Origin of the sequence: Segatella bryantii (genome assembly GCF_022024215.1) — a bacterium.
Taxonomy (GTDB): Bacteria; Bacteroidota; Bacteroidia; order Bacteroidales; family Bacteroidaceae; genus Prevotella; species Prevotella bryantii.
This window is the reverse complement of sequence record NZ_CP091798.1, coordinates 1,242,884-1,265,933: the sequence shown is the minus strand read 5'-3', so window position 1 is coordinate 1,265,933 and position 23,050 is coordinate 1,242,884. Positions and strand designations below refer to the sequence as shown.

22 protein-coding genes and 2 pseudogenes are annotated in these 23,050 nt (G+C 40.8%); 18 read left to right on the top strand and 6 right to left on the bottom strand.

The genetic code is table 11. The features are described 5' to 3' along the window. Nucleotides 1-11 precede the first annotated feature (11 nt). The 6 genes from L6471_RS09350 to L6471_RS09325 all read left to right on the top strand — a co-directional run bounded on the left by L6471_RS09350 (nt 12) and on the right by L6471_RS09325 (nt 7,458). Nucleotides 12-1,844, top strand: coding sequence for a DUF262 domain-containing protein (locus tag L6471_RS09350; RefSeq protein WP_237797240.1), 1,833 nt, complete (start codon nt 12-14; stop codon nt 1,842-1,844). A 31-nt stretch (nt 1,845-1,875) separates the two neighbouring features. Then, nucleotides 1,876-2,934, top strand: a complete 1,059-nt coding sequence (locus tag L6471_RS09345; protein ID WP_237797239.1) for a DUF1848 domain-containing protein — start codon at nt 1,876-1,878, stop codon at nt 2,932-2,934. Continuing rightward, the gene (locus L6471_RS09340) at nt 2,931-5,495 is read left to right on the top strand and encodes an AAA family ATPase (protein WP_237797238.1); all 2,565 of its coding nucleotides are present in this window, start codon (nt 2,931-2,933) and stop codon (nt 5,493-5,495) included. Before L6471_RS09345 ends, L6471_RS09340 begins: the two co-directional genes overlap by 4 nt. Nucleotides 5,496-5,551: 56 nt before the next feature. Continuing rightward, complete coding sequence (locus L6471_RS09335) at nt 5,552-5,809, top strand: hypothetical protein (RefSeq protein ID WP_143007234.1); 258 nt, start codon at nt 5,552-5,554, stop codon at nt 5,807-5,809. Between the two features lie 176 nt (nt 5,810-5,985). After that, nucleotides 5,986-6,312, top strand: coding sequence for an antitoxin VbhA family protein (locus L6471_RS09330; protein WP_237797237.1), 327 nt, complete (start codon nt 5,986-5,988; stop codon nt 6,310-6,312). A 264-nt stretch (nt 6,313-6,576) separates the two neighbouring features. Further along, nucleotides 6,577-7,458 carry a hypothetical protein gene (locus L6471_RS09325; protein WP_237797236.1) on the top strand — a complete coding sequence of 294 codons (882 nt, stop codon included), beginning with the start codon at nt 6,577-6,579 and terminating at the stop codon, nt 7,456-7,458. Between the two features lie 287 nt (nt 7,459-7,745). Here the strand turns inward: L6471_RS09325 and L6471_RS09320 are convergent, their stop codons facing one another. The 3 genes from L6471_RS09320 to L6471_RS09310 all read right to left on the bottom strand — a co-directional run bounded on the left by L6471_RS09320 (nt 7,746) and on the right by L6471_RS09310 (nt 9,931). After that, complete coding sequence (locus tag L6471_RS09320; protein ID WP_237797235.1) at nt 7,746-9,023, bottom strand: ATP-binding protein; 1,278 nt, start codon at nt 9,021-9,023, stop codon at nt 7,746-7,748. A 95-nt stretch (nt 9,024-9,118) separates the two neighbouring features. Further along, on the bottom strand, nt 9,119-9,397 hold the full coding sequence (locus tag L6471_RS09315) for an EamA family transporter (protein WP_237797234.1): 279 nt from the start codon (nt 9,395-9,397) through the stop codon (nt 9,119-9,121). Between the two features lie 108 nt (nt 9,398-9,505). Further along, nucleotides 9,506-9,931: a hypothetical protein gene (locus L6471_RS09310; protein WP_144263853.1), complete on the bottom strand. Its 426-nt coding sequence runs from the start codon at nt 9,929-9,931 to the stop codon at nt 9,506-9,508. Between the two features lie 154 nt (nt 9,932-10,085). On the opposite strand from L6471_RS09310, the pseudogene L6471_RS09305 reads away from it, so the two are divergent. After that, nucleotides 10,086-10,244, top strand: a pseudogene (locus tag L6471_RS09305) (ABC transporter permease); the annotation flags it as partial. Between the two features lie 242 nt (nt 10,245-10,486). On the opposite strand, the gene L6471_RS09300 reads toward L6471_RS09305, so the two are convergent. From L6471_RS09300 to L6471_RS09290, 3 genes are read right to left on the bottom strand one after another with little or no spacing between them, the layout of a single operon-like run. After that, complete coding sequence (locus L6471_RS09300) at nt 10,487-11,353, bottom strand: MBL fold metallo-hydrolase (protein WP_237797233.1); 867 nt, start codon at nt 11,351-11,353, stop codon at nt 10,487-10,489. 24 nt (nt 11,354-11,377) lie between these two features. Continuing rightward, nucleotides 11,378-11,977, bottom strand: coding sequence for a sugar O-acetyltransferase (locus L6471_RS09295; RefSeq protein ID WP_237797232.1), 600 nt, complete (start codon nt 11,975-11,977; stop codon nt 11,378-11,380). Then, a complete protein-coding gene (locus L6471_RS09290; protein ID WP_039870540.1) occupies nt 11,974-12,276 on the bottom strand; it encodes an acyl-ACP thioesterase domain-containing protein in 303 nt (100 codons plus the stop codon). Before L6471_RS09290 ends, L6471_RS09295 begins: the two co-directional genes overlap by 4 nt. A gap of 411 nt (nt 12,277-12,687) precedes the next feature. On the opposite strand from L6471_RS09290, the gene L6471_RS14270 reads away from it, so the two are divergent. The 11 genes and pseudogenes from L6471_RS14270 (at nt 12,688) to L6471_RS09245 (ending at nt 21,753) form a co-directional block, all read left to right on the top strand. Beyond that, nucleotides 12,688-13,101: a transposase gene (locus tag L6471_RS14270; RefSeq protein WP_404830157.1), complete on the top strand. Its 414-nt coding sequence runs from the start codon at nt 12,688-12,690 to the stop codon at nt 13,099-13,101. Between the two features lie 76 nt (nt 13,102-13,177). After that, nucleotides 13,178-13,342: an IS3 family transposase gene (locus L6471_RS14265; RefSeq protein WP_083350932.1), complete on the top strand. Its 165-nt coding sequence runs from the start codon at nt 13,178-13,180 to the stop codon at nt 13,340-13,342. Nucleotides 13,343-13,402: 60 nt separating this feature from the next. Beyond that, nucleotides 13,403-14,716: a hypothetical protein gene (locus L6471_RS09285; protein WP_237797231.1), complete on the top strand. Its 1,314-nt coding sequence runs from the start codon at nt 13,403-13,405 to the stop codon at nt 14,714-14,716. Nucleotides 14,717-14,742: 26 nt separating this feature from the next. Further along, nucleotides 14,743-15,078, top strand: coding sequence for a hypothetical protein (locus tag L6471_RS09280; RefSeq protein ID WP_074549164.1), 336 nt, complete (start codon nt 14,743-14,745; stop codon nt 15,076-15,078). Nucleotides 15,079-15,991: 913 nt separating this feature from the next. Further along, nucleotides 15,992-16,795 (top strand): type IV toxin-antitoxin system AbiEi family antitoxin domain-containing protein, encoded by an 804-nt coding sequence (locus tag L6471_RS09275; protein ID WP_237797230.1) that lies wholly within the window; start codon nt 15,992-15,994, stop codon nt 16,793-16,795. Continuing rightward, a pseudogene (locus L6471_RS09270) lies at nt 16,792-16,995 on the top strand (nucleotidyl transferase AbiEii/AbiGii toxin family protein); the annotation flags it as partial. The gene L6471_RS09275 and the pseudogene L6471_RS09270, both read left to right, overlap by 4 nt. A 56-nt stretch (nt 16,996-17,051) precedes the next feature. Beyond that, entirely contained in the window at nt 17,052-17,837 is a 786-nt protein-coding gene (locus L6471_RS09265; protein WP_237797229.1) for a hypothetical protein, read from the top strand. A gap of 18 nt (nt 17,838-17,855) precedes the next feature. Then, entirely contained in the window at nt 17,856-19,364 is a 1,509-nt protein-coding gene (locus tag L6471_RS09260; RefSeq protein ID WP_237797228.1) for an agmatine deiminase family protein, read from the top strand. A gap of 55 nt (nt 19,365-19,419) precedes the next feature. After that, the gene (locus L6471_RS09255) at nt 19,420-19,839 is read left to right on the top strand and encodes a hypothetical protein (protein ID WP_237797227.1); all 420 of its coding nucleotides are present in this window, start codon (nt 19,420-19,422) and stop codon (nt 19,837-19,839) included. Nucleotides 19,840-20,727: 888 nt separating this feature from the next. After that, nucleotides 20,728-21,315: a hypothetical protein gene (locus tag L6471_RS09250; RefSeq protein WP_237797226.1), complete on the top strand. Its 588-nt coding sequence runs from the start codon at nt 20,728-20,730 to the stop codon at nt 21,313-21,315. Between the two features lie 57 nt (nt 21,316-21,372). After that, complete coding sequence (locus tag L6471_RS09245) at nt 21,373-21,753, top strand: hypothetical protein (protein WP_237797225.1); 381 nt, start codon at nt 21,373-21,375, stop codon at nt 21,751-21,753. The last annotated feature ends 1,297 nt before the right edge of the window (nt 21,754-23,050 follow it).

The following is a 23,050-nucleotide window of genomic DNA, read 5'->3' as shown; positions in this document are numbered from 1 at the left end:
CAATATAACATATGAGTACAATACAGAATAAGAAGATAGTGGCCAAAGAATATCCTTTGAAGGACATTCTGAGCAACAATAAGTATTCCATCGACTATTTCCAAAGGGAATATCGTTGGAGAAAAGAGAATATAGACCAGTTAATTGATGACCTATATAATGCATTCCGTGCTGATTATCGGCCAGAGCATTCCACAAAAGATGTTGCTAATTATGCCTCTTATTTTATGGGGTCTATAGTTGTAATTGCTAAGGATGATGCCACTATGAGCATCATTGATGGCCAGCAACGTATAACATCATTAACTCTTTTATTGATATATCTGTATCATGCTATTGGTGTTGCGAAGGGAGCTATCTTGCAAAATATGATATTCAGTGACAGCTATGGAGAGAAATCTTTTAATATCCAAGTACCTGAGCGCAAGGATTGCTTAGACGGTTTGTATAACAATAATGAGTATACACCAAAAGATACAGACGAGGATAGCGTGCGCTTTATGGCAGACCGCTATAATGACATAAAGGACAGTTTTCCTGACGATCTTCAAGGTCAAGCTCTTGAAAGTTTCATGTATTGGGTCATCAATAATATCATCATTGTAAAGATTGAAGCATATTCGGAAGAGAATGCCTATACAATCTTTGAGACGATGAATGACAGAGGACTCAACCTCACCAATAGTGATATGCTGAAGGGGTTCATCCTCTCTAAGTTCCATGATGATGCAAAAAGAACAGCCATCAATGAACAGTGGAAGAGAGATATGCATCAGTTGCTTTCATATGGTAAAGACTATGATAATGCGTTCTTCACTGTATGGATGCGCTCGCAGTTTGCCGAAACAAAACGTCAGAGCAAAGCTGGGGCTGTTGATGAGGACTTCGAACATATTGGCGTGCGTTTCCATAGTTGGTTCCGGGATAACTATGAGAAGGGGCGATTAAAGGACGCAATCAATGGAAGTATGGAAAACTTCCTTGATACCAACTATCGTTTCTTCTTCAACAAATATATTCTAATTCAGGAGGCACAAAAGGATATAGTATCTGGATTGGAATGGGTTTACTATAACCAATTTAGAGGTATCTCCCCATATTTGGCATTCCCGATGATGTTGGCAGGTCTCAAACTTGATGACAGCGATGATGAATGCAAGAGGAAGATGAATTTGGTTGCGCGGTTCTTGGATGGTTTTGTTGTAAGAAGACAAATTAATTTCCGGTCCTATACCGCTTCGTCCATTGCTTACACAATGTTCAATATCATCAAGTCATTGCGCAATAAAACTTATGATGAAATGCTGGAAGTTTTAAGATATCGTGTCGAAGACTTAGACATTGATACAGGTATGAATGACCTTCGTTTGCACGGACAAAACGGCCCATTCATAAAGTATTTCCTATGTCGCATTACTGCCTATATTGAGGAACAGAGTGGAATGGGCAACAACTTCAAGCGCTATATGACAAATCCTGGATGCAAGCCTTTTGAGATAGAACATATTTGGAGTGATCATTTTGACCGACATACTGATGAGTTTGAGCATCCAGAAGAATTTATGCGTTTCCGTAATAAAATTGGTAATCTGGTGCTACTTCCCAATGGAACGAACCAATCATATAATGATATGAAAGAGGATGAAAAGATTACACACTATGTGAAGGAGAACCTGCTGGCAAAGTCCCTTTGTCCTCAGGCATATCAGAATAATCCGAATTTTACGTCCTTTGTAAGTTCTAAGCATCTTGACTTCAAATCTTATGCTCATTTTGACAAATCAGCTATAGAGCAAAGATGTGTTTTGTACTCTCAGATTGCAAAAACTATCTGGGAATTGTAACCTTTAAGTTTCTATAAAGAATAATCAAGATATGGCAACATGGAAATATACCGAAATAATGATAAATGGACAGTCTGTGAAAGCACAGTCTCCCATCATTGTTTCTGCAAGTAGAAGCACTGACATTCCAGCTTTTTATGCTGATTGGTTTTTCCATCGTTTGGAGAAAGGCTATTCAGCATGGACGAATCCCTTCAACGGTGTTAAGTCGTATGTCTCGTATGAGAATACACGTTTCATCGTATTCTGGTCGAAAAATCCTCGGCCATTGTTGCCATATCTACATATCCTCAAAGAACGTAACATTAAGTGCTACATTCAATATACTCTAAACGACTATGAGCAGGAGAAGTTGGAAAAGGTTCCTTCCCTTGCTTCACGTATAGAGACATTCAAACTATTAGTTGAACAATTGGGCAAGGGCGCAGTTATATGGCGGTTCGATCCAATGATTTTGACGGATAACATATCTGTTGACGATTTGCTTCAGAAAGTTCAAAACATTGGTGACCAGCTGAAAGATTATACTGAGAAGCTGGTATTCAGTTATGCTGATATTGGCACGTATAGAAAAGTTAAGCATAACCTTGAAGTGAATGGCATTCCATATCATGAATGGGATACAAAGCAAATGGAAATCTTTGCTGACAGACTGTCCGCCATGAATCGTGAACGAGGCTGGAACTTCCAGCTGGCCACTTGCGGTGAGAAGATTGACATCTCGAAATATGGTATCCAGCACAACAGCTGTATAGATGGCGACCTTATCACCCGCCTTGCATGGGATGACAAGAAGCTGATGGAATTCATGAAGGTGAAGATAGAAGATGTTCCAGCACCGACCCTGTTTGACGAGCCAGAGTTGCCTGAAGGAGCAATTATCCTTCCTCATAATCATTACTTTATCAGTAAGCATAAGAAAGATCAAGGACAACGTCCGTTCTGTGAATGCATGGCCTCTAAAGATATTGGTGAATACAACACCTGTCCACATCTTTGCGAATACTGCTATGCCAACACGAATAAAGCAACGGCTTTAGAAAATTTTCAAAAGCATAAGAACAACCCTTATAACGAAAGTATTGTATGATGGAAGTTCATAGAATAGTAGAGCAGTGTTACAATCGACTACCCAATGAATGGAAAAGTCATCCTTGGGACTTAACCGAACATGGAAGAAAAGTTCTTCAATCAGAAACTGAACTTGATGGATACCTTGCCGCCTATGGTGAAATGCATATCGTTAAGTGTAGGGTTGCCTTGCAGAATTTTCCATGCAGAAACACAGATGATGAAATTAGAAATCATAATTTTGAGGTGTTTGATTGGGGATGTGGCCAGGGAATAGCATCTCTCACTCTCCTTGAATTTCTGCGAGAAAGAAATCTTCTTGGTCGGTTGAATGCAATTACACTTATAGAGCCCTCTCATATTGCACTCGAAAGAGCGAGGAAATGGGTTTCCCAAAATGCGGGCCCCGGTATTAAGGTTAATGCAGTTGAGAAACTTATTCCTTCTGACATTAATGGCCGCATGGATGAAGTCAATTGCAATTCTGCTGTAAGTATAAATCTTTTCTCCAACATTCTCGATATACAAAGTCTTAGCCTACAGTGGATAGCTCACAAAACAGCCTCGTTAGCCAATGTTAACTACATGATTTGTATTGGACCAAAATTTTCAAATAACACTCGAATCAAGGACTTCTGCGGCTACTTCAATCCATCTTCATACTTTTCGAGTATTGAGTCATACTGCTATGGCTATACTCAGAAAACTCATCATCCCTATAGTTGTGAAACAAGATGTTTTGTACACTATAGAAAAGAACATTTGAATGAAACCTATGTTGAAGTTGCCAGTGACACTACGCAAAGAGATGATTATGAATATTCGGTTGAATGTCTTAGAGGGGTTGTTAATGATTCGGCACTATATTTCTATAATAAGGTCAAAAATGAATGTTCGAGCCTTTTTAATGTTTTTATACGTCCCTCTATCGGTATTGATACAACCGATGTTCTAATGACGAACATTAGTCGTGGTATTATCTTGGTGAATATCTGTTATGACATTTCCAAATTGGAAGAAGATTTTAAACGCATTGAAAATATTAAGAGTTACATTTTCAACACACATCTTAAATCCATCAAGATAGATTCGATTATTAACAAAAGCGTATATGGTTGTGTCAAAACAGCCCTTTACTTCCCCAATGCAAGTAAAGAGGAGGTTGCTGGCAGAATTGAAGACATATTATCAAAAAGTAAAAATATAGGTCGAGGTTACGATTATCTCATACAACTATACCCCTCTGATTATTTTAAATATGTTTTTGAGCGGACACGTGCGAATGGTTTAAGGTTCGATTATATTGACGAACTTGTCAAGATTATCGTTGGACATTGGCATCCTTATACAGAAGGAGATACGAATTTCCATCTCACTGACAGACAGAGAAATATCGTAAGAAGTGATAATAATCGACTTCGTGTTAAAGGGGTGGCTGGTTGTGGTAAGACGCAATCAGTTGCTAATAGAGCCGTTGAGAAACATTTGCAGACAGGAGACAAGGTGCTGATATTGACATTCAATATATCCTTGATACAATATATTAAAATGAGGATAAATCAAGTGCCTGCAGATTTCTCTACATCAAAATTTGAAATAACAAACTATCACCAATTTTTCGTGTCTATGGCAAATAGATACTCAGATAAAATGATAAACTTATCGGATTTTGATGATCCAAATTTCTTTGCTTCATGTGCTGGTCAGATAGATAAGTATAAAACGATTATCATTGATGAGGTACAGGATTTTAAATCAGAATGGCTAACATCTATAATCTCTTACTTCCTAACATCTGACGGAACAGTCTCCGTCTTTGGTGATGGAGAACAGAATATATACAATCGCCAAATGGAGGCCGAAACGAAAATGCCATCAATACCAACATTTTCTGGTAGATGGAATGAAATGAGTGAAAGGCTTTCAATGCGTATTATAAATCCAGAGATTGCTTCTCTTTCACATAAGTTTGCAAGAACTTTTGTTGACAGCGGAATTCCTGCATTAAATATTCAAAATGAATTAGTTTTTGAGACTTATTGGATAAAGTATTGGAATGTTTCTCCAGACACAACCGCTTCTCAATTATGTCAAAACATAAGATGGATTTTGCAGGAATATAATATCAGCACTCGAAATTTAGTTGTTATGGCAGAATCTATCAACGTGCTCAGAGATATTGAAAAATGCTATACTACAAAAGATAGTAGGTGCATGACAAACTTTGAAACTGCCGATGAATATGAGAAACTAAGAAGAACACAGACTAGTCCTAGTCTATTCCAGAAAGATTTGAAAGAAATACGCCGTGCGGCTAAAACTCATTTCACTACTGATACAGATGACATGAAATTGTCTACCATACATAGCTTTAAAGGGTGGGAATCCGAATCGGTCATTTTGATTCTGCAACCAGAAATGTCTATAAATGATAGGTACGATGGTTATTATATTCAAGAAAGAGAGAACATTCCTGCTTTGATTTATACTGCTCTGACAAGGGCTAAATGTAATCTCTTTATCTTGAATGTGGGAAATACAAAATATCATTCATTCTTTCAAACAAATATAAGACAATGATAAACGAGCTTAATATATCCGAAAAGAGAGTTATATTTTATATACTCTCTCAAATAATGAAAGCAGACAATATTTTAAATCCTGCTGAAATCACTTTTCTCGATAATGTCTTTGAGAAATTTCAATTAGAAATAAACGAATTTGATCATATGGATGATTTGTCATTTGACGAGTTGTGCAAGGAGTATCGAATTCTTTCGCCTGAAACAAAAAAATATGCCAATATGCTTTTTGTACGCATGGCAGAATGTGACGGATATGTGGATCCAAGGGAACTTGCGATAATTCAAAAATTGTCACAGTGTACCCAATAAACGTAAAGTGTTATAATATGTTGATTATCAAGATGATTTCAATGTGAATGACGAATTGAACAATGTATATTAATAGATATGATGATCATCGGCATTACAAACATTTGTTCGCGCCGGGACCTGTCACGATAACAATGCAAAGATTTTAACATTATAAGAATAAAGTTAATCGTAATATGAGCGGGAATAACGTAAAAGAAAAGTATCTAAACTTTGATGAGTATATCCGTCAGGGTGATCCTCAGAAGAAAGAACGAGCCGAGGCTTGGCGCGTAGCCATCGGTTTGCAGGCGGTGGACGGACTGAAGGTATCCGGCTACTTGTTGGAACTTGTCCGAAGAAATATAGAGGGTGAAATCAGTATGGAAGAGCTTAATAAACTCTTAGATGAGTATTATGAAGAGAAACATAGGATAAGGGATACTTGGAGAGAATATGAGACCTATACAAAGATTGATGTTCATCCAGACCCTGAAGGCTGTAAAAGGGGAAGGCCAATATAAAGGCCAAGTAAAACAGAACGGATTAAATGCGTTATACGAAATATGGACAAAGAGAATAAATTGATACTGTATAAAGATGAAGAAGGCTGGGTGAGTGTGAATACTCGCTTAAGGAATTGAGCGAAGAGGGAACTCGAAAGAAATTCTTACAAGTTCGTCAAGAGGGCAAAAGACAAGTGCGTCGAAACTTGTGAAGCGGTTGAAAAATCTTAATGACGATTCGGATAGTGGCGACCTAATCAAGTGTTAAAACAAATTTTGAATATGATAGACAAGAACGAGATTACCCGTCAGTTGCAAGACTGGATTGATCAGATGGAGAGAAGCGGTAAGCACGTGAACCTGGATGATATTAACTGCCATCTGGGTGAAATCATGCATGCACAGAACGCTGCTCCAAAGCCGGATTTCAACGGATTTTCATCTGAGCAGATGCACCAGATGCTTAACAGACCGTTAGAAGTGGGGTGTCCAGTACGACTCCGTCGATTAACAGAGGAACAGATGGAGCGGATTCCCGTCATGCGACAGACTCTGCACCTGATGAATGAGTTGAGCGAAAAGGAATTGAAACTCACTGCACAAGGGTATATACCTCCGAAGATAGTTGCCGAACTCTATGAATTAGGAAGCCATAGTTGGAACTCTGACTGGTATAAACAGAAGAGCGAACCGAAGACAGAAGAAGTGCAGGTACTCAGGGTCGTGTTGAAGGAGTGCGGACTCATCAAGACTCGTATTGGGAAGTTGTCGCTAACAGCCAAGGGTAAACAATTACGTGTTGACCATAATGAATTGATGAGAACAATAATTCTGTTCCTATTCAGGGATTACAACACAGGCTGGCTTGATCTGTATGAAGACAACGAAGTGGGTAATTTGGGACGATTGTATTCCTTATGGCTCCTACATCACTATGGCGCGGAATGGCGCGACACAGGGTTCTATTCTGTTGAGTATAGTAAAGCTTTCCCAATGCTAAATGCTGGTCATGGGTATGAATATAGAGTATTCAACCGTCTGTTCCGTTTTATTGGTCTCTGCGAGATAAACGAAAGCGATGAATTCAAGGGGAAGAACTGGGGAAAAGAAGTTCGTAAGATGGAAATACTCGATCAGATGTTTTCCTTTGATGAGCCTATATAAACCCACTACTTTCCCACGCAGAATCTACTTTCCGACGCAGAATATTTAATTCGTGCGTGTAATAGGCTGATAATCATTAATTTTATTTTTGATGGAGTTCTATCTGCTGTTTCAAATTTGTTGCAAATTCTTCTTGCGAACCATCATAATCAAAATTGCTGATTGTAATCATCGCTCCACCCATTTTATAGTTCATCTTTGTCCACCTGGGTTCCAAACACAGGGGTAGGGTTCGTCCTTGCTGAACGTGATTCCACTTTTGTAAGGTATGACACTGTTGCTAGTTATTATTGAATCAACCACTTCCAGCATGGAATAACTTCAATTACTCCATATTCGTCTTCAATGGCCTTTTCTTCATCGTAGGTAATGATTACTCTTCGTTTACATGACAATACTTTAGGTAACTTTTGCAAGGCTTCCACCTCTCGTTTCTGAGTCGTATCTGATCCTTCAATAGAATAAGAAACCTGTATGGCAAGTTCATCGTCAGGGATATAGAAGTCAATTTCCACATTCTGTTTATAGAAGAATACACGCTCATTATCATTGTCATTTCCATATTTACGGAAAAGAGAAAGAGCAACAAGGTTCTCCAGTAAAGTCGTTGTTGGGTCCACTAAGAGAAGACTCAATAAGCCGTTGTCAATGAAGTAGTATTTGCTATTTGTTTCACGTTCAGCAAAGGCTGCACTGATATTGTGTAATCTGAGCAAAAGCCATGCATCCTCGCAGTATTCAATATAGCTGCTAGTTGTAGGAATGGTAATCTTACCTCCAACGCTTGATAGAATTTTGGTCACTCTGGAGTAGGATAGTGGCTGTTTTACGCTCTCAGCCATCTTTTTTATCATCAAGCGTAGAAGGTTAGGGTTACTTATTTTATTTCTTGCACAAATGTCACCCAAATAAATTTTCTGATACACAGAACTTAGGCAGCTTCTTTTTACTGGAAGATGTACGCTCTCAGGTAATCCGCCCCAATTCATGTATTCTGCATATTCACGAAGAAATAGAGATTTTCCTGTTGTGCTCATCAGTGTTTCCACGTCATAAGGAATGTTGCGTGAGCGAAGGAATTCCTTGAAACTGAAAGGATATACTTCTATTGGTATATAACGTCCGCCTAGAGTAGTCATTATCTCTTTAGAAAGCATCTTGGCATTTGAACCCGTAATCCAAATCGTTTTTTTGTTATCAGCCATACGACGTGCAAACTTCTCCCACCCACTAATGTTGTGAATTTCGTCCAGGAATAGCATTGGATTATCCTTGCCAGTCATCTCTATGTGACATTCTAAAATGGCATTAAAATCTTCATGGGTAAAGCCAACTAATCGCTCATCCTCAAAGCTTAGATAGAGCATTTCGTCCCAACTATGTCCCTCACGAAGTAATTGCTGCATTTTTTCGTATAGCACAAAAGATTTTCCTGCTCTGCGTACCCCTACGAAAACGTAGCAATTAAAGCCTTCTGTAACAATATCTCTATGAACAATTTTGTAGCTTTCAATCTCCTTACGATTATCAAGGAGAATTTGCTTGAGTAGAGTTTTGTCTATCATAATATTAAAATGTCATTTTATACTTTAACGCAAAAGTGTAAAATACTATTTAAAAGAGCAAGAGTTTTTGTTCATTTTTACTATTTTTCCTTATTTTATTGTTGTCGAAGTGAGTTTTTGATTGTTTTGGTGATGCTTGATACGGCAAACAATGCGCCCAGCGAAGCCAACGTCTTCAGATCTCCTTTCTTGACGCTGAACGACTTACGCTCCACAATGAGCATCACGGCCAGCATCAGGACTGCCATCGAGAAACGATAGAAGAGGACGGATGCCGTGTTGACGCCCTCCTCATAGAGCGGCAAGGCACCGAATGGATTTGTGCCGTAGCAGACAGCCGCCAGAATTCCGCAGATGATTTCTTTATGTTTCATTGTATTTTGCCTTTACTATCTCGTTTTTTATTTGCCCCAGTCTCTTTTCAAAATCATCTTGCATGATTTGAATGTTAGACATTATCCATCTGTTCGACAAATTGGAATTTATTGGTCAAGCGGATAGGGGAAAGAATAATGTTCAATACCAAAAGCGCGAAATTCACCATTGATAAAAGATACTTTCCAAGGATGGTAAGCCTTCAACAGCCGAGTCATTTCTTCGGCAAGTTGCTGATTGTCGCCGGGCTTGAGGACCTTAACTTCACATTCTACAAGATTGCCGTGCATATCAACTCGTGCTTGTCGGATATTGAATATGATGCGTTTGACATTGGCGAGTTCGGGATACTTTTCTGTTTTCAAAGGAAATAACTTCCGTATGTCTGTATTGCTCTTGACTTTATCGAATGCGAAACCGTCAACAACATAGTTGTGATAATCTTGTTTTCCAATGACCTTTCCCTCACGGATTGTAAAGATTTGTTTGTGTTCATAGTTTCGTTCAAACCCCATGTGCTGATAGTAAATCATTTATCTTATCGCTGCCAATGCCGTCAACGGCACCAAGGGGGCGATGGGCTCGGCCTATCTATCACAGATAGTCTGTGCGCCAGACTCAACGTTCTCAGCTGCTTCCGTGCTTACCCTCTACAATAAGCTTCAGAACTACAAAACTCTTCATGATTCCTACATCAACCCCATGCACTACTTCATTGATGTCATCCGCACCGTCTTTATTCGTGGTGGAGGCCTGCACGAAACTGCCCACCAGGTCTTAGCCCTTGCGGGCATTGGCACACTGATGGGCTGTTGGGCGGTGCAGAGCTATAAAAAGAATTCATAAGGTTGATGCTGCAGATCTTTGTGACAATAGTTTATTCAATATGTTGATGTTTTGACATGTGTGAATATCCACAGATCGTTAGTGTATTCTATATTTGAGAATTATAAATTCGGCAGTAAACTAAAATTACCGCCGAATTTATTTTTTTAGAATTGTTATTATTCCATCTTCACGATAGCTTCAATCATTTTCTTCGAAGGCATCTTGGCATAGTTCTGTTAATGTCCTAGCGGCTGAATTATTCATCTAGCTTCGTTTATTGTACCTGCACAAAATGGCTGAAGCTGTTTGCCCATCACGCCCTTCATTACCTCAAACACATTATCACCTGTGCAATGGCTTGTATAGAACCGTGTCGTTGGATATTGTTCTTTCAGTCTTTCTGCCAGTTCCTGTAGTTCTTCTTCCGATTGACTTTGTCGACTTCCGTCACGCCTCGGCCGTTCAATCGAGCTTGACGGCTCTCGCTGCTCCGGAAGTTCCTGACCATCGAGTAAGTGAAAACCACCTACTACAAAATTTACAGGATAAGGGCAAGCAGCAAGAATATTCTCCAGTCCACTATGAGCGCAGCCTGTAAATAGCAGACCATCGACATACAAGGCCAACTCATGACGGAAATCGTCGTGGATATAATCTCCATTGACATCCTGCACATAGAGGTTTTGATTTCCCTTGGGCATTGGATGATTCTGAGGGATATGGGAAATCACATGGATATCTTCTTCTATCTCACAGGTTTGGTCTATCAAGATAAGTCTGTTTTCGTCTATCTCCGGCCACTCCGTGGTAATGCTATGCAGATTACCTCGTTTGGAAAAGAACATTCCGCTCATAGCATCAGGTGAGACAATGACTTGAGCCTGTCGATTATGCTCCAAGAAATATCGTAAGCCTCCTGCATGATCACTATGTCCGTGAGAAATGAAAACATAATCCACATCACTAAGATTTACACCCAGCAACTCTGCATTTTGGATAAATACATCATTTGCTCCAGTATCAAGCAAAATCTTGTGCCGCTCTGTTTCCAACAGGATAGAAAGCCCATGCTCTGTGGATAGACGGCTATTGCTGCTTCGATTATCTGATAATACAGTCCACTTCATTTGCTGAACGAAATTCTGTTTATACTAAACAATAAAACCGACTTTGTCCTTATCTGTAATTTCTCTTATGACACGACAGGGATTACCTGCTGCCAGTACTCCTGACGGGATATCATGTGATACGACGCTTCCAGCGCCGATGACACTATCGTCACCTATGGTAACGCCACTAAGAATAGTGCTACCACCGCCTATCCAAACTCGGTTGCCTACGGTAATAGGTTCGGGAATCAAGGCGCCTGCTATACGCTCTGCGGAATCGAGTGAATGGTTGGCAGAATACATACTTACGTTAGGTCCCAGCAACGTGTTATTACCTATCGTTATCTGACCGCAATCCAAGAGTGTGCATCCGAAATTAATATATACATCACTCCCGATGGTGATGTTCTTGCCAAACTCACATGTAAAGTTCGGCTCTATCCAAACTCGTTCACCTATTTTTTTGAAGAGCCTTCGCATGATGTCCTGACGACGTTCGGTTTCTTCGTCCTCGGTACGGTTAAACTCTTTAAACAACTTTTTTGCTTTAACTCTCAGGTCGAACAAATCTGCATCAAAATCATTGTATATCTGATGCTCCTGCATCTTATCCCATTCTGTCATATTCATTAAATTAATCATTTATTGAACTCAATGATAGCACTCACTTCACTATTGCGGAATCCGAACATGGGCTTCATGCCATAGACGGAGGTTGTCACCGTCAACTCCTCTTTGTAGTCAGGCACACGGATAATCTCAACCTGTCGTGTTGCCAAGAGCTGCGCCATATTTTGCTGCAAGAAGTAGTCCTTGACCTCCGGCTCGCTGTCAATCCACATCTCTGAGCAGTCCTGCATCATCTGGAGAGCGGAGTAGAGTTTCAGCTTTCCTTCGCTATCGCAGGTGCTTGTCGTTACCTTATATTTTAAGCTGTACATATAGATTATATGCAGATAAATTGGAATTTACTTGTTTTTGGATGATGTATATCTGGGGGCAAAGGTAATCATTTTTTTTGCATTTCTGAAAGCAAAACGGCGTTTTTGCCAGAGGACGCTGCGTTTTGGCTACGAATGAAATGCCAAAGCACAAACAGGTTTGACTTTGGTCATTTGGCTTAACGAAAATATTCTTATTCCGACTTCCTCATTGATGACTTTTCCGGGCGAAGCGAGTCACACTTACTTTTTCCGTCGCAAAGTTAGTGCAAGCCGTATTCTGCAAGTACCAGGTGCCTTATTCCCTGAATTTTTTCAAAAACTTTTTGCCGTCTACAGGGCATCCAATAAAAACTTTTCCTGGCCCAAGGGTGAAATAATTCGGTAATTCCTTGCATTCCCATACTTCCCTTGCCAACTCTTAAAGCTGGCATTGAAGGTCTAAAATTCAAGCGGAAGAAGAAAAAGGGGCTCTCATATGAAGATAAATGTAAAATAGTTCGTGAATATCAGGAAAGTGAATTAACTTTGTTCCAGCTTTCAGCCAAATATCAATTGTCAAGCTCGTTAATTGGCAATTGGGTTAAATTGGTTGAGCGAAATGGATTTGAAGCACTGGAATCTCGGCGATCCAGGTATTTCCAAACAGGTGAGCATATGGTTAAACGGCTACCCAAAGAAGAGTACGAAAAGGAGAATGAGTGTCTTCGCAAGGAGAACGAACGCTTAAGACTAGAGAATCTCCTGCTAAAAAAAGTGAGAGCCTTAGTCGAGGAAAGAGAAGCTCGAAATAGAGCGATTGGGAATGGGCCATCCAAGAACTAAGGCGTAATGAGCATGCAGATTTAGCTGTCCTGCTGGAGCTCAAGAAGATGGCGCGTAGTACATTCTCTTTGGTCTTATGAAATCGGAACTGCTGTATTCTGGGAAGTACACATCAGCAGACACCTTCATCAAAGACCTGATAGATTATATAGAATACTATAATAACGAGAGAATAAAACTGAGGCTTAATGGCATGTCGCCCATACAATACAGGAAGATGCTTACAGCTTCGATTGTTTAACTGTCCAAACTTTGGGGTTCACTTCAGTAAAAGTCCCCGGGTGATGATATAAGAGAAGATATGAAAGAACTGTATTTTTTTGATGAGACATTCTACTGGCTCCGCTCCGGCAGGCGGGCCACGGTGATAGAGGCTGAATGTGAACTGACGCAGAGCGTGCGGCCAGATGAACTGCGGGCGGCGGTGGTGAGCGCCCTGAGGGTACACCGCAACTTTAGGGCACGCCCCGTCATCGTGGACCGCCGGTTCCTCGTGGAGGACTCCGAGGCGGAGCAGGTCGCAGTGGTAAGTGAAGCCGACGGACTGCCCCGGCACCTTGGCACTAAGGAGACCGGGGGCCTGATGCTCTATGTCAGTTACAGCGAGCGTCGCTTCACGCTCCATGTGTTCCACGGACTGGCCGACATGCGGTCCATCTGCGGCTTCCTCGGGACCGTGCTGAGGTTCTATTGTCAGGCGGGCGGCGACAGTCTGCCTGCTGCCGACAGCATGGACACCTTCCCCTGCCACGAGTACATCCTCGGGGGAGGCACACCGGGAGCGCCAGAGGGTAAGTTCGTCCCCCAGGAGCACGACATCTTCCATCTGCCCGAAAGGCTGTTCAGCACGAGGACCACGCGGCAGCACATCATCGACATCGACGTGCCACTGGCCCCGCTGCTGGCCTTCGCCCGCGAGAGCGGCAGTTCGGTGGTGCCGGCCTTGAATGCCGTCATAGGCCGGGCCATCCGCCAGCGCTACGACGTGGGGCAGAAGGAGATAGTGTGCTACACGCCCAAGGACCTGCGCCCAGTGTTCCGTTTCGAGACCAGCGGCAATGGCGCCATTCCCTTCTCGCTCCCCTATACGGCAGAGATCGACCGCCTGTCGGCAGGCGAGAGGGCCAGGCGGCTGCGCGAGGAGATGATGGTGCAGACCCGTCCGGAGAACCTCTACGCCACAGTGGCCCAGTTGCGGGCAGACTTCGACCAGATATTCGCCGCGCCGCTGCCCGTGACAAAGGTGTCGCCTATGGTCGTCAAGAGCGGCAGGCAGAAAGACTCCGCCTTCTGCACCTACGGCATATCCTACGCAGGGCATCTCGGTTTCTCCGACTATCAAGGCGAAGCAAGGTGCGGCGATGCCATCGCCCGGCAGGTGCAGGCCGTGGGTGTCAGTGCCGGCTCCTATTCCTATCCGCTATGGATCATAGCCTGCGAGTATAAGGGCATCCTCCGCATGAGGCTCGTGCAGTCGTTTGAAAGCGACCGCCTGGCCAACGTCATCCACCAGGAACTCGCCGCCCTCTTCCCCGGCACGGCCTACACCGACCGCGGACATCACGACTTCGACTCGTTCCCCTTAGGCAGCGTTCCCCGTAAAGACAATAAGTAAGTATAAGCATTTAAACAAAAACATTCATGAGAAAGATGATGAATTGGGTGCTCGCCGCCTTCTTCATTTGCGGCGCAAGTGCATTCACATCGTGCAGTAATAACGATGACAATCCGGTAGTTGATAACAGCCTCGCCGAAAAGATTGTCGGCAAGTGGATTCATGCCGACACCGACGGGGAGGCGGTCACGACTGACATGAAGTCGGTCTATACCTTCACGAAGGATGGCGGCTCCGCGCTGAAGGGCTTCTACAGCATGTCGAAGACGGAGAGCGGCGTGTGGGCCTACAGGCAGGAGACCGACGTGACCATCAGCGGCAACACCATCACAATGACATCGCGTCTGGCCGACGGACATTAGCCGTAGTAGCATTAATTGTCATTGTAGGTGGAGGTATCTATCTTATATTACGTCCATTGGTTTTATGGTATTTCAAAATATACTCGATAGAGTCTGAATTACAAGAGAATAATGCTTTATTAAGGGGTATTCTTGATGAATTGGCCTAAAAGAATGTACAAACGCCATCTTCTAACCAACCAAAAGAAGACTATAGTAAGTATATGCCAAGGTAAAAAGGAAATAGTCAAATGTAAGGTTGAAAAATATACGTTTTTCTATATTATTGCTTTAGTTTAAGAAAACATTTTAGATATATTGGTTTAGTTTGTTCCGCTTTATATATAAAGAGGTTTAAACTAAACCTACTTACCCACGCAGAATCTACTTTCTGCAAATATAAATGGTTGATAATCAGCACAAACGCCTTTGTTTTAGGGTGTCTAAAGTGACTCCGAGGGACGGTGGGGGGACGCAAAACAGGCAAAAATCTGCAAATGACGGAGCTGCGAGAGCAGAGTCAAGCGAGCTTGAACTATGCCGAGTCGTGACGGAAGAAAACGAAGATAAATATGACTGCCGTCAAAAAAGAAAATGCAAACATCTGCAAAATCGATTTTCCAGTTTTTTGCACGTTTACACTTTTTAACGCATATTTTTGCACATTCTTGCATTAAGGTTTAGGTTAGGTTATAGATATTTAATATGGGTATAAACTAAACCAAAGGGTTGCGCTATCAAACAGAATAATTGGCTTCTCTTTCTTTTGGACGGCAATCATATCTCATATTTAGAGTTATATGCGTGTATTTTGCTTCCAAATTCGATAAAAATGCGAATTTGGAGATAAAATTCTATAAAACAGAGTGATTTTAGGCAAAAACAGTACAAAGGTAATGTTTTCCTTATTATATTTGCACCAAAATTACTCAGTATGACATTACAAAAGTGGATTGAAGATAGAGCTATTCATGGTTTTCCTACGTTTTCTGTTGAGGATGTAAGGGCTGCTGGCTTGTGCTCTTCTGAACAGATTCTTCAGAACGAACTTTCTAGACTTAGTTCAAACAAGACTATAGCCAGTGTATATAGAGGGTATTACGTTATTATTCCCGTTCACTATGTTTTACGTGGGTCAGTTCCTGCGACCTACTATATTGATCAGTTAATGTCGTACCTGCAAAAGCCTTACTATGTATGTATGCTTAGTGCAGCAGAGCTACTTGGCGCTGCTCATCAACGTCCCCAGCAATTCTCTGTAATGACGACTTTTCCTAAGCGTAGGACAGTCTCTACTCGTAATGTAACCATAGATTGGTTTTATCGGGATGGACTGCCAGAGGAAGCTCTGATTACAAAAAATACAGAGACGGGAACTATCCGCATATCAAATCCTCTTCTAACCGCCGCTGACTTAGTGCAATATCAGCAACATGTAGGCGGATTGTCGCGAGTCGCCACCATACTTGAAGAACTTTCAGAGCAGATTGACATTAATAATCAGTTTGCGCCACTTGCAACTTATGTGAAAAAGGTTGTATGGCAACGACTTGGCTATATACTTGAAAATGTCGTTGGGGAAAAGAAGTTGGCAGATGACATGTATGAACAGCTTCGAGCATCATCGGGTTATTTCAAATATCAACCTTTGAGTACATCGGCAGAAGATAATCCATCTGTCAGAGACAGCCGGTGGAAGATAAACGTAAACGTAGAAATAGAAACAGACGATATATGATTAATAGAACAGCGATACAGCAGTGGAGCGAACATGCTCCATGGATAGATAATGCACAGATTGAGCAAGATCTGATTATATGTCGTGCCTTGGTTTCCATCTTTAGCGATGAGTTCCTTGCATCGCAGTTGGCATTCCGAGGAGGAACAGCTTTGCATAAACTTTATCTCTCGCCTCAGCCTCGATATAGTGAGGACATAGCTAATATAAAAGAGAGAAAAGTAAGCAAAGATTTACACCTTATATACTTGAGATTATGAATAATAGATTTTTCTTAATAGCCATATTGATATATTTATCTGTGCAAGTTTTGGGACAGGATGTAGTTCCACGTCAGGCTCCTATAGATAATATGTCATCTTTTGAGGATTCGATAAATAATGATAAAGGTGACAATTCTGAATTCACAAAGATTCCAATTATTATTGATTCTACTGAAGGATGGGAGTGGATTGGCAAGGAGGAAAGTGAGGACGTATTTGAAGCATACCCATTACGATTGTCCTACAACAAGTATAAGTCACATCCACAATATCGTGTAATTGGTGAAGAAGTTTATAATGAAAAAGGGCAACTGGTTAGAGTTGTTGACATATTTGATTATAATCGACGTCCAATATCCCAAAGAGTAACAGACGAACTTTTGCGGCAAACATATATTAATGATTATAAGACTAACAAGTACAACTTCAAAAAGGAAAATCAAATTGCGCAGAATTACGTTAAGAAAGAGTTGAAGCTCATAACGTCATCCCGTTTTTATTGGAGTAAGGAAGGAGTAGGGTATCTTCAGCAACTAGAATTTGATCATGCTGATGATTTTGATATTCTCTTAAAAATCGAACGATTGAATGACACATCTTTCAAATTGATATTTGGAGATGTTAAGGGTAATTCAGTGAGCACATGGAAAGTTGCCTATTTACCTAATGGACAATTTAAATCAAAAATCATAGTTACTCATTTGCCGTTAGAGAAAATAAAGGTTCCAATAAGGGTCTATGAGGTTAATAATGGAAAGTGGACAATGCACGAAGATTAACAATTAGCTTCTTTTTATATGAATAACATAGATCAACTCCGACAACTGATGACTCTTGATGCCAACATAAATACAACCGGCATAGAGGAGCGTTTTGAACAAATAGCAAAGATGCTGTTTGAAAGTTTTGCTATTCAAAAGGGTGAGAAGAAGTATCTCTTTAAAGAGATCGAATTTTACTTCTACAATAAGAATCATCGTGATGTCATCACATATCCACGTTCATCAAAACCGCTATGTTGGTATAACAATAGATTTGGGGGAATTGACTTGAATTTTGAAAGTAATATAGAGTGTCGAGAATCAAAGAAATATAATCTTGATGATAATGCATACTTTGGTGGCATTCTCATTCGTCAATTAGTTTGTGTCAATGAGGTTGGTAATGTTAAGGTCTTGTGTGGACCTTTGAAGTGTGCAGAATTATTCAAACACAATGACACGACCAGCAGTTTCAATGAACCACAACTTGTTAAGTACGACAACGGTATGGTAGGATACATTCGTAGACCTCGAATCAATATTCTGCAACCGAAGCAGATTGTCAAGGAAAAGGTGAGCGATATTCTTAACAATTATCATGTGTATCCAGAGAAAGGAAAACTATGCGACGACTTTTCCACATTTAAGGGTAAACTCTATAGATATATACGATGTGATAAATTGCTGCACGATAAAGATACAAACCTCGTGTATTTCTCTCCTTGGTTAAAGGACAAGAAAGAAGGTCACCCTGAGTTTTATCAGCGTCTGAAGGATTTGCTTAACGAAATGGGAATTAAGTCCAAAGAGCTGAAATGCACAAATGATTATTGGGCACGTGACTATATGCCTATTCAGTTGGGTAAAGATGAATTTTTAAATTATCATTATTATCCAAATTACCTTGTAAATATGGATGATATTGAGACGATTACTGATGCTACCAAAGTGTTGCGTGGTATGGGAATAAACAGTCGTTCTACCAATCTAATTATAGATGGCGGTAATATGGTGCCCTGCGGTCCATATATCGTGATGACAGATAAGGTGTTTTCAGAAAACAGAAAAAAGAAAGATGATGCAGATTTTAAGGCTTTATTGGAATCAGAACTTGGTCATCCTGTCATCATTATTCCTTGGACTCCATATGAAGACGATGTATATGGACATTCTGATGGTTTCATCAAATGGTGTGGTGATAATCGAATACTGATGGGTAATCATGGTGACTGCAATCCAGATGAAGCTGCATCCATCCGTAGGATTCTTGAAAGTTATGGTTTTGAGGTAATAGAAATGCGTTTCAAGGATAAAGTTGATACACCTTGTTGTGATCTCAACTGGGCATATATCAACTTTCTACAAGTTGGCAAGAATATCATAATGCCTAAATTCGATATTCCAGAAGATGCAATAGCCCAACAATATATTCAAACTGCTTTCCCTGATTGCAATATTCGTCAAATTGAAATGAAAGAGATAGCAAAAGAAGGTGGCGCTTTACATTGTTTAAGCTGGAATGTATATCTGCCAAAACATGAGTAAAAACGAGAATCACTACCCATGAGATATTTTTGTCTCTCGGCTATTTTTGACTATCTTGGGGCATAAGTTAGATGGAGTTGTTCTTCCTTATGAAAAAGGACAAATTTTAAAGGATAATAAAAGCAACAAAAATGAAAAAACAAAAGAATACAAACCAACAAGAAGCTTTAGAGCGCTACAAGCAAGAAGTGATAAATTATTTAATAAAGAATCACAATTATACCAAAGAGGATATAAAGGATTGTCTAGAATGCAGAAAGACAATTTGGGAGCAATATATGAAAGACTTTTCTCCAGAAACAACGGCATTGGGTATAGCTTCAGGTCTAATTTGACATCAGAAGAGAAAGGTACAACTTTCAGAATAGGAGAGGAATCTCCAAAGACAGATGGGGGACAAAACGGGCGAAAATCTGCAAATATCGAAGTTGAAAATCAAAAATCTGCAAAAATGGATGAAATTCTTAATGCTTGAAATTATGCTATTTATGAGCTATATTTGCAGATGGTATGCTTTTCTTTGCAAAAATCACTTTCCCACGCAGAATCTACTTTCCGACGCAGAAGTTACTATCTGTAAATATAAGTGGCTGATAATCAGTGCAAACGCCTTTGTTTTAGGGTGCCTAAAGTGACTCCGAGGGACGGTGGGGGGACGTAAAATAGGCAAAAATCTGCAAATATGACTGCCGTCAAAAAATGAAAATGCAAACATCTGCAAAATCGATTTTCCAGTTCTTTGCACGTTTACACTTTTTAACGCAGGTTTTTGCACATTCTTGCAATCGCTGAGAAGCGAGCAAGGAATGAATCTGGTATGTCTTTTAGTGATGCTCATTGTCATTTCTATCTTTCTTTAGTAACGAATTTGAAGTACTTTTATTGCTTCATATAAGACGAATACGTTTTTGTCCCCCGTCAGTCTTCCGTCGTATTCGAGTTTGTCCCTTGTAAAGTAATGCTGGTTTCATGGCCGGAAGATAATAGGTTTAGTTTAGGTTATGGATATTTAATATGGGAATAAACTAAACCGTACCTTATCCAATTGAACCAAACCATCTCTCTTTCTTTTGGACGGCAAATAAACTTATATCCTCAGAATCCTTCGTGCGCGTATGCGTATAATAAGGACTGCCGTTTCTGCTTTCGTGAGTCGATGAAATTAGGTTGCAAAGGTAACTGTTGTTCCTTCATCTACCCAAGGTGATCCAATGGTATGACTCTAAATCTCCACACCATACGGGTTGTATTTGGAGCCATAACCTTGTGCTGATGGTCACAACACCTTGTGAAGCAACATAATTTCTAATCACTCCCGAAAGTAGAGAAATCTACAGTAGGGAAATAAAAAAACATCGAGATTATGGCAAATCAAGCAACAACCACCTACAAGGTGACAGGCTCACGCAAAGCAGTGAACGACCTGTGGAGCATACTCCAAAAGATGGAGGTGAACAGTAAGAACATCTGGCTTTACCAGTTGGCAGAGCATTATGGCATCGACTACGAGACAAAGCAAATCAGTGTTCGTGGTCACATCTATTGGGCAGAGTATGAGGAAGACCCAGCCAATGACTACTATCTGCTATCCTTTGAAACAGAAACAGCATGGGATGCTTGCAACGAGTTATTCGAGGAGATTAACCATCTGCTATGGGATGAACTCTCTATCTCATACAGAGTCTGTGAATGTGGCTGTGAGGTCTATTATGTGCATGATGAAGGCGACTTCTTCCCTGAAGAGTGTGCCGTCAGCAGTTATGGAGCACCATTCGACGAAGCCTGTGAAGATGTCTATTCTACCGTAGAAGATGCCATCAAGGAATGGTGCAGCAAAACCGGTATGGAACAGGGAGAGCGTACTAATGAGCAGATGATGGACTTCATTAATGAGTACGAATACGAGGACACTGAGGTTTACTTCTACATCCGTAAGTTTACATTTGAATAATTCACAAGTGAGGGCATTTGTTGTCATAGCTTTTGCCTTCACATAAACACAATCAATATGAAACGTATAATTCCAATCGCCATTATTTCTCTTTTGATGGCAAGTACTATCGCTATGAGTTCCTGCTGCAACGAAGATCTGCAGGAACTGGTTGAGAATAATGAAACTCCAGTTACAGTATGGACGGAGCCATTCCACGTTTATGGAGTCTCTGTCGTTGATGTTAAGAGCTACATGGTATCAGCTATACCTGGACTCTCATTGACAGAGAATGCAACCAAGACCAACATCCAACTGGTATATTCCAAGCCAGGAACGTCTGAAGGCATCCTTTATAGTTTCTCTCCAGTAGATGGTGGCTTGTACTCTGTGATAGATACGGAGCCTTCTACCATGATGAATGTGGTTCTGGAGAGACTGCATAATAGCTATACATAGGTTCCTGTATCATCAGAAGGGCTGTATATGTTCACGAATGCTGACCACACGATGGTCATTAGCGTCGCGAAGCTGTCTGATTTGTATTTCAACGTGAGCTATGACTTCGTGAGCTTGTAATCAGCAAAAAGAGTAGGAGAGTAGCCTGTTTACAAGGGCGGGTTACTTCCTTATATTTTTTACGCACGCGCGACGTGGACGCCCGATGATTACACCATAGTCATGGGCAAATTATGGATCGTCCACTTTCCTCCTCCTTTTAATGCTTCGCCCCATACCAAGGATTGCGCCTGTTTTGACAACTGAGAGTCTTCGCATTCATGTCAGCAGAGCATGACGTGAGAGCGAAGACCCTCTTGCCAAAAGGAGCAAACAAGGACCAACTGTCTGGACTACCGTCAGGATTGGTGTCAAGCCACTGATGCAGCCAGCAGTTCATTCAGTCCATCCTTTTGATGTTTGCTCTGGCAGATGCAATCCTTTCCCGCCCAATTTCTTACAAACAGCGATGCTGAGAGTTCTTTCTATCAAACTTACGCCCACGCCAGCTCAAGAATGGAATGACTGTTTGCCAAAGTAACTTCCCCTGCATGGTCAGCACAAGGCATGACTATGCAGAGAAAGACACTTCAGTAAAGGACTCTAACATGAAACGCTTTCTGTGAAAGCCATTCATCTGATAGTTCGAGACTGGCAGTGATCCCGTTCTTGGCTTACCCAGCCCTTTCTATCTTTTGAAAGCAAATGAATTTGAGTAGTCGCTTTTGAGGTTGCAAAAGCAATAAGGGAAAGAAGGGATGAGATAATTACCTCGTTCCCTGTTGTGCCAGTATCCGTTTTTTCAAGCACCAGGAATCAGATCAGCGGTCACGTCTGTAATCGCTTTCACCGAACCATCCGAAGATCCCCTTCAGAATAGGTTTCAAAACCAATGCCACCACGAAGATGACAACGAGTGCGGTTAAATCATCCATATCTTAATAGCAGCAATGATATGACATCTACTGCTATACAAAATTACTCATTTTTGCGAGAATACCAAGTTAATATGAGGGATTATGGGGCTTGTATACGTTAAAATATCTGTTATTTTAGCGACTTTCTTACTTTGAGTCTTTATATAATTCTTGTGGACCAAGATTGGTTCTTGATTTTGAGAAAACGAAACTAAGTTCCACTAGATTAGGGATTTTTTGTTTAATTAGAAACAGAAGGCAAGTAAAATTGAAAATAAATGTAAACCCTTACTATATTTTGACTGCATTTATGTTAAAAAAGCGCCTAAATATAAAGAATA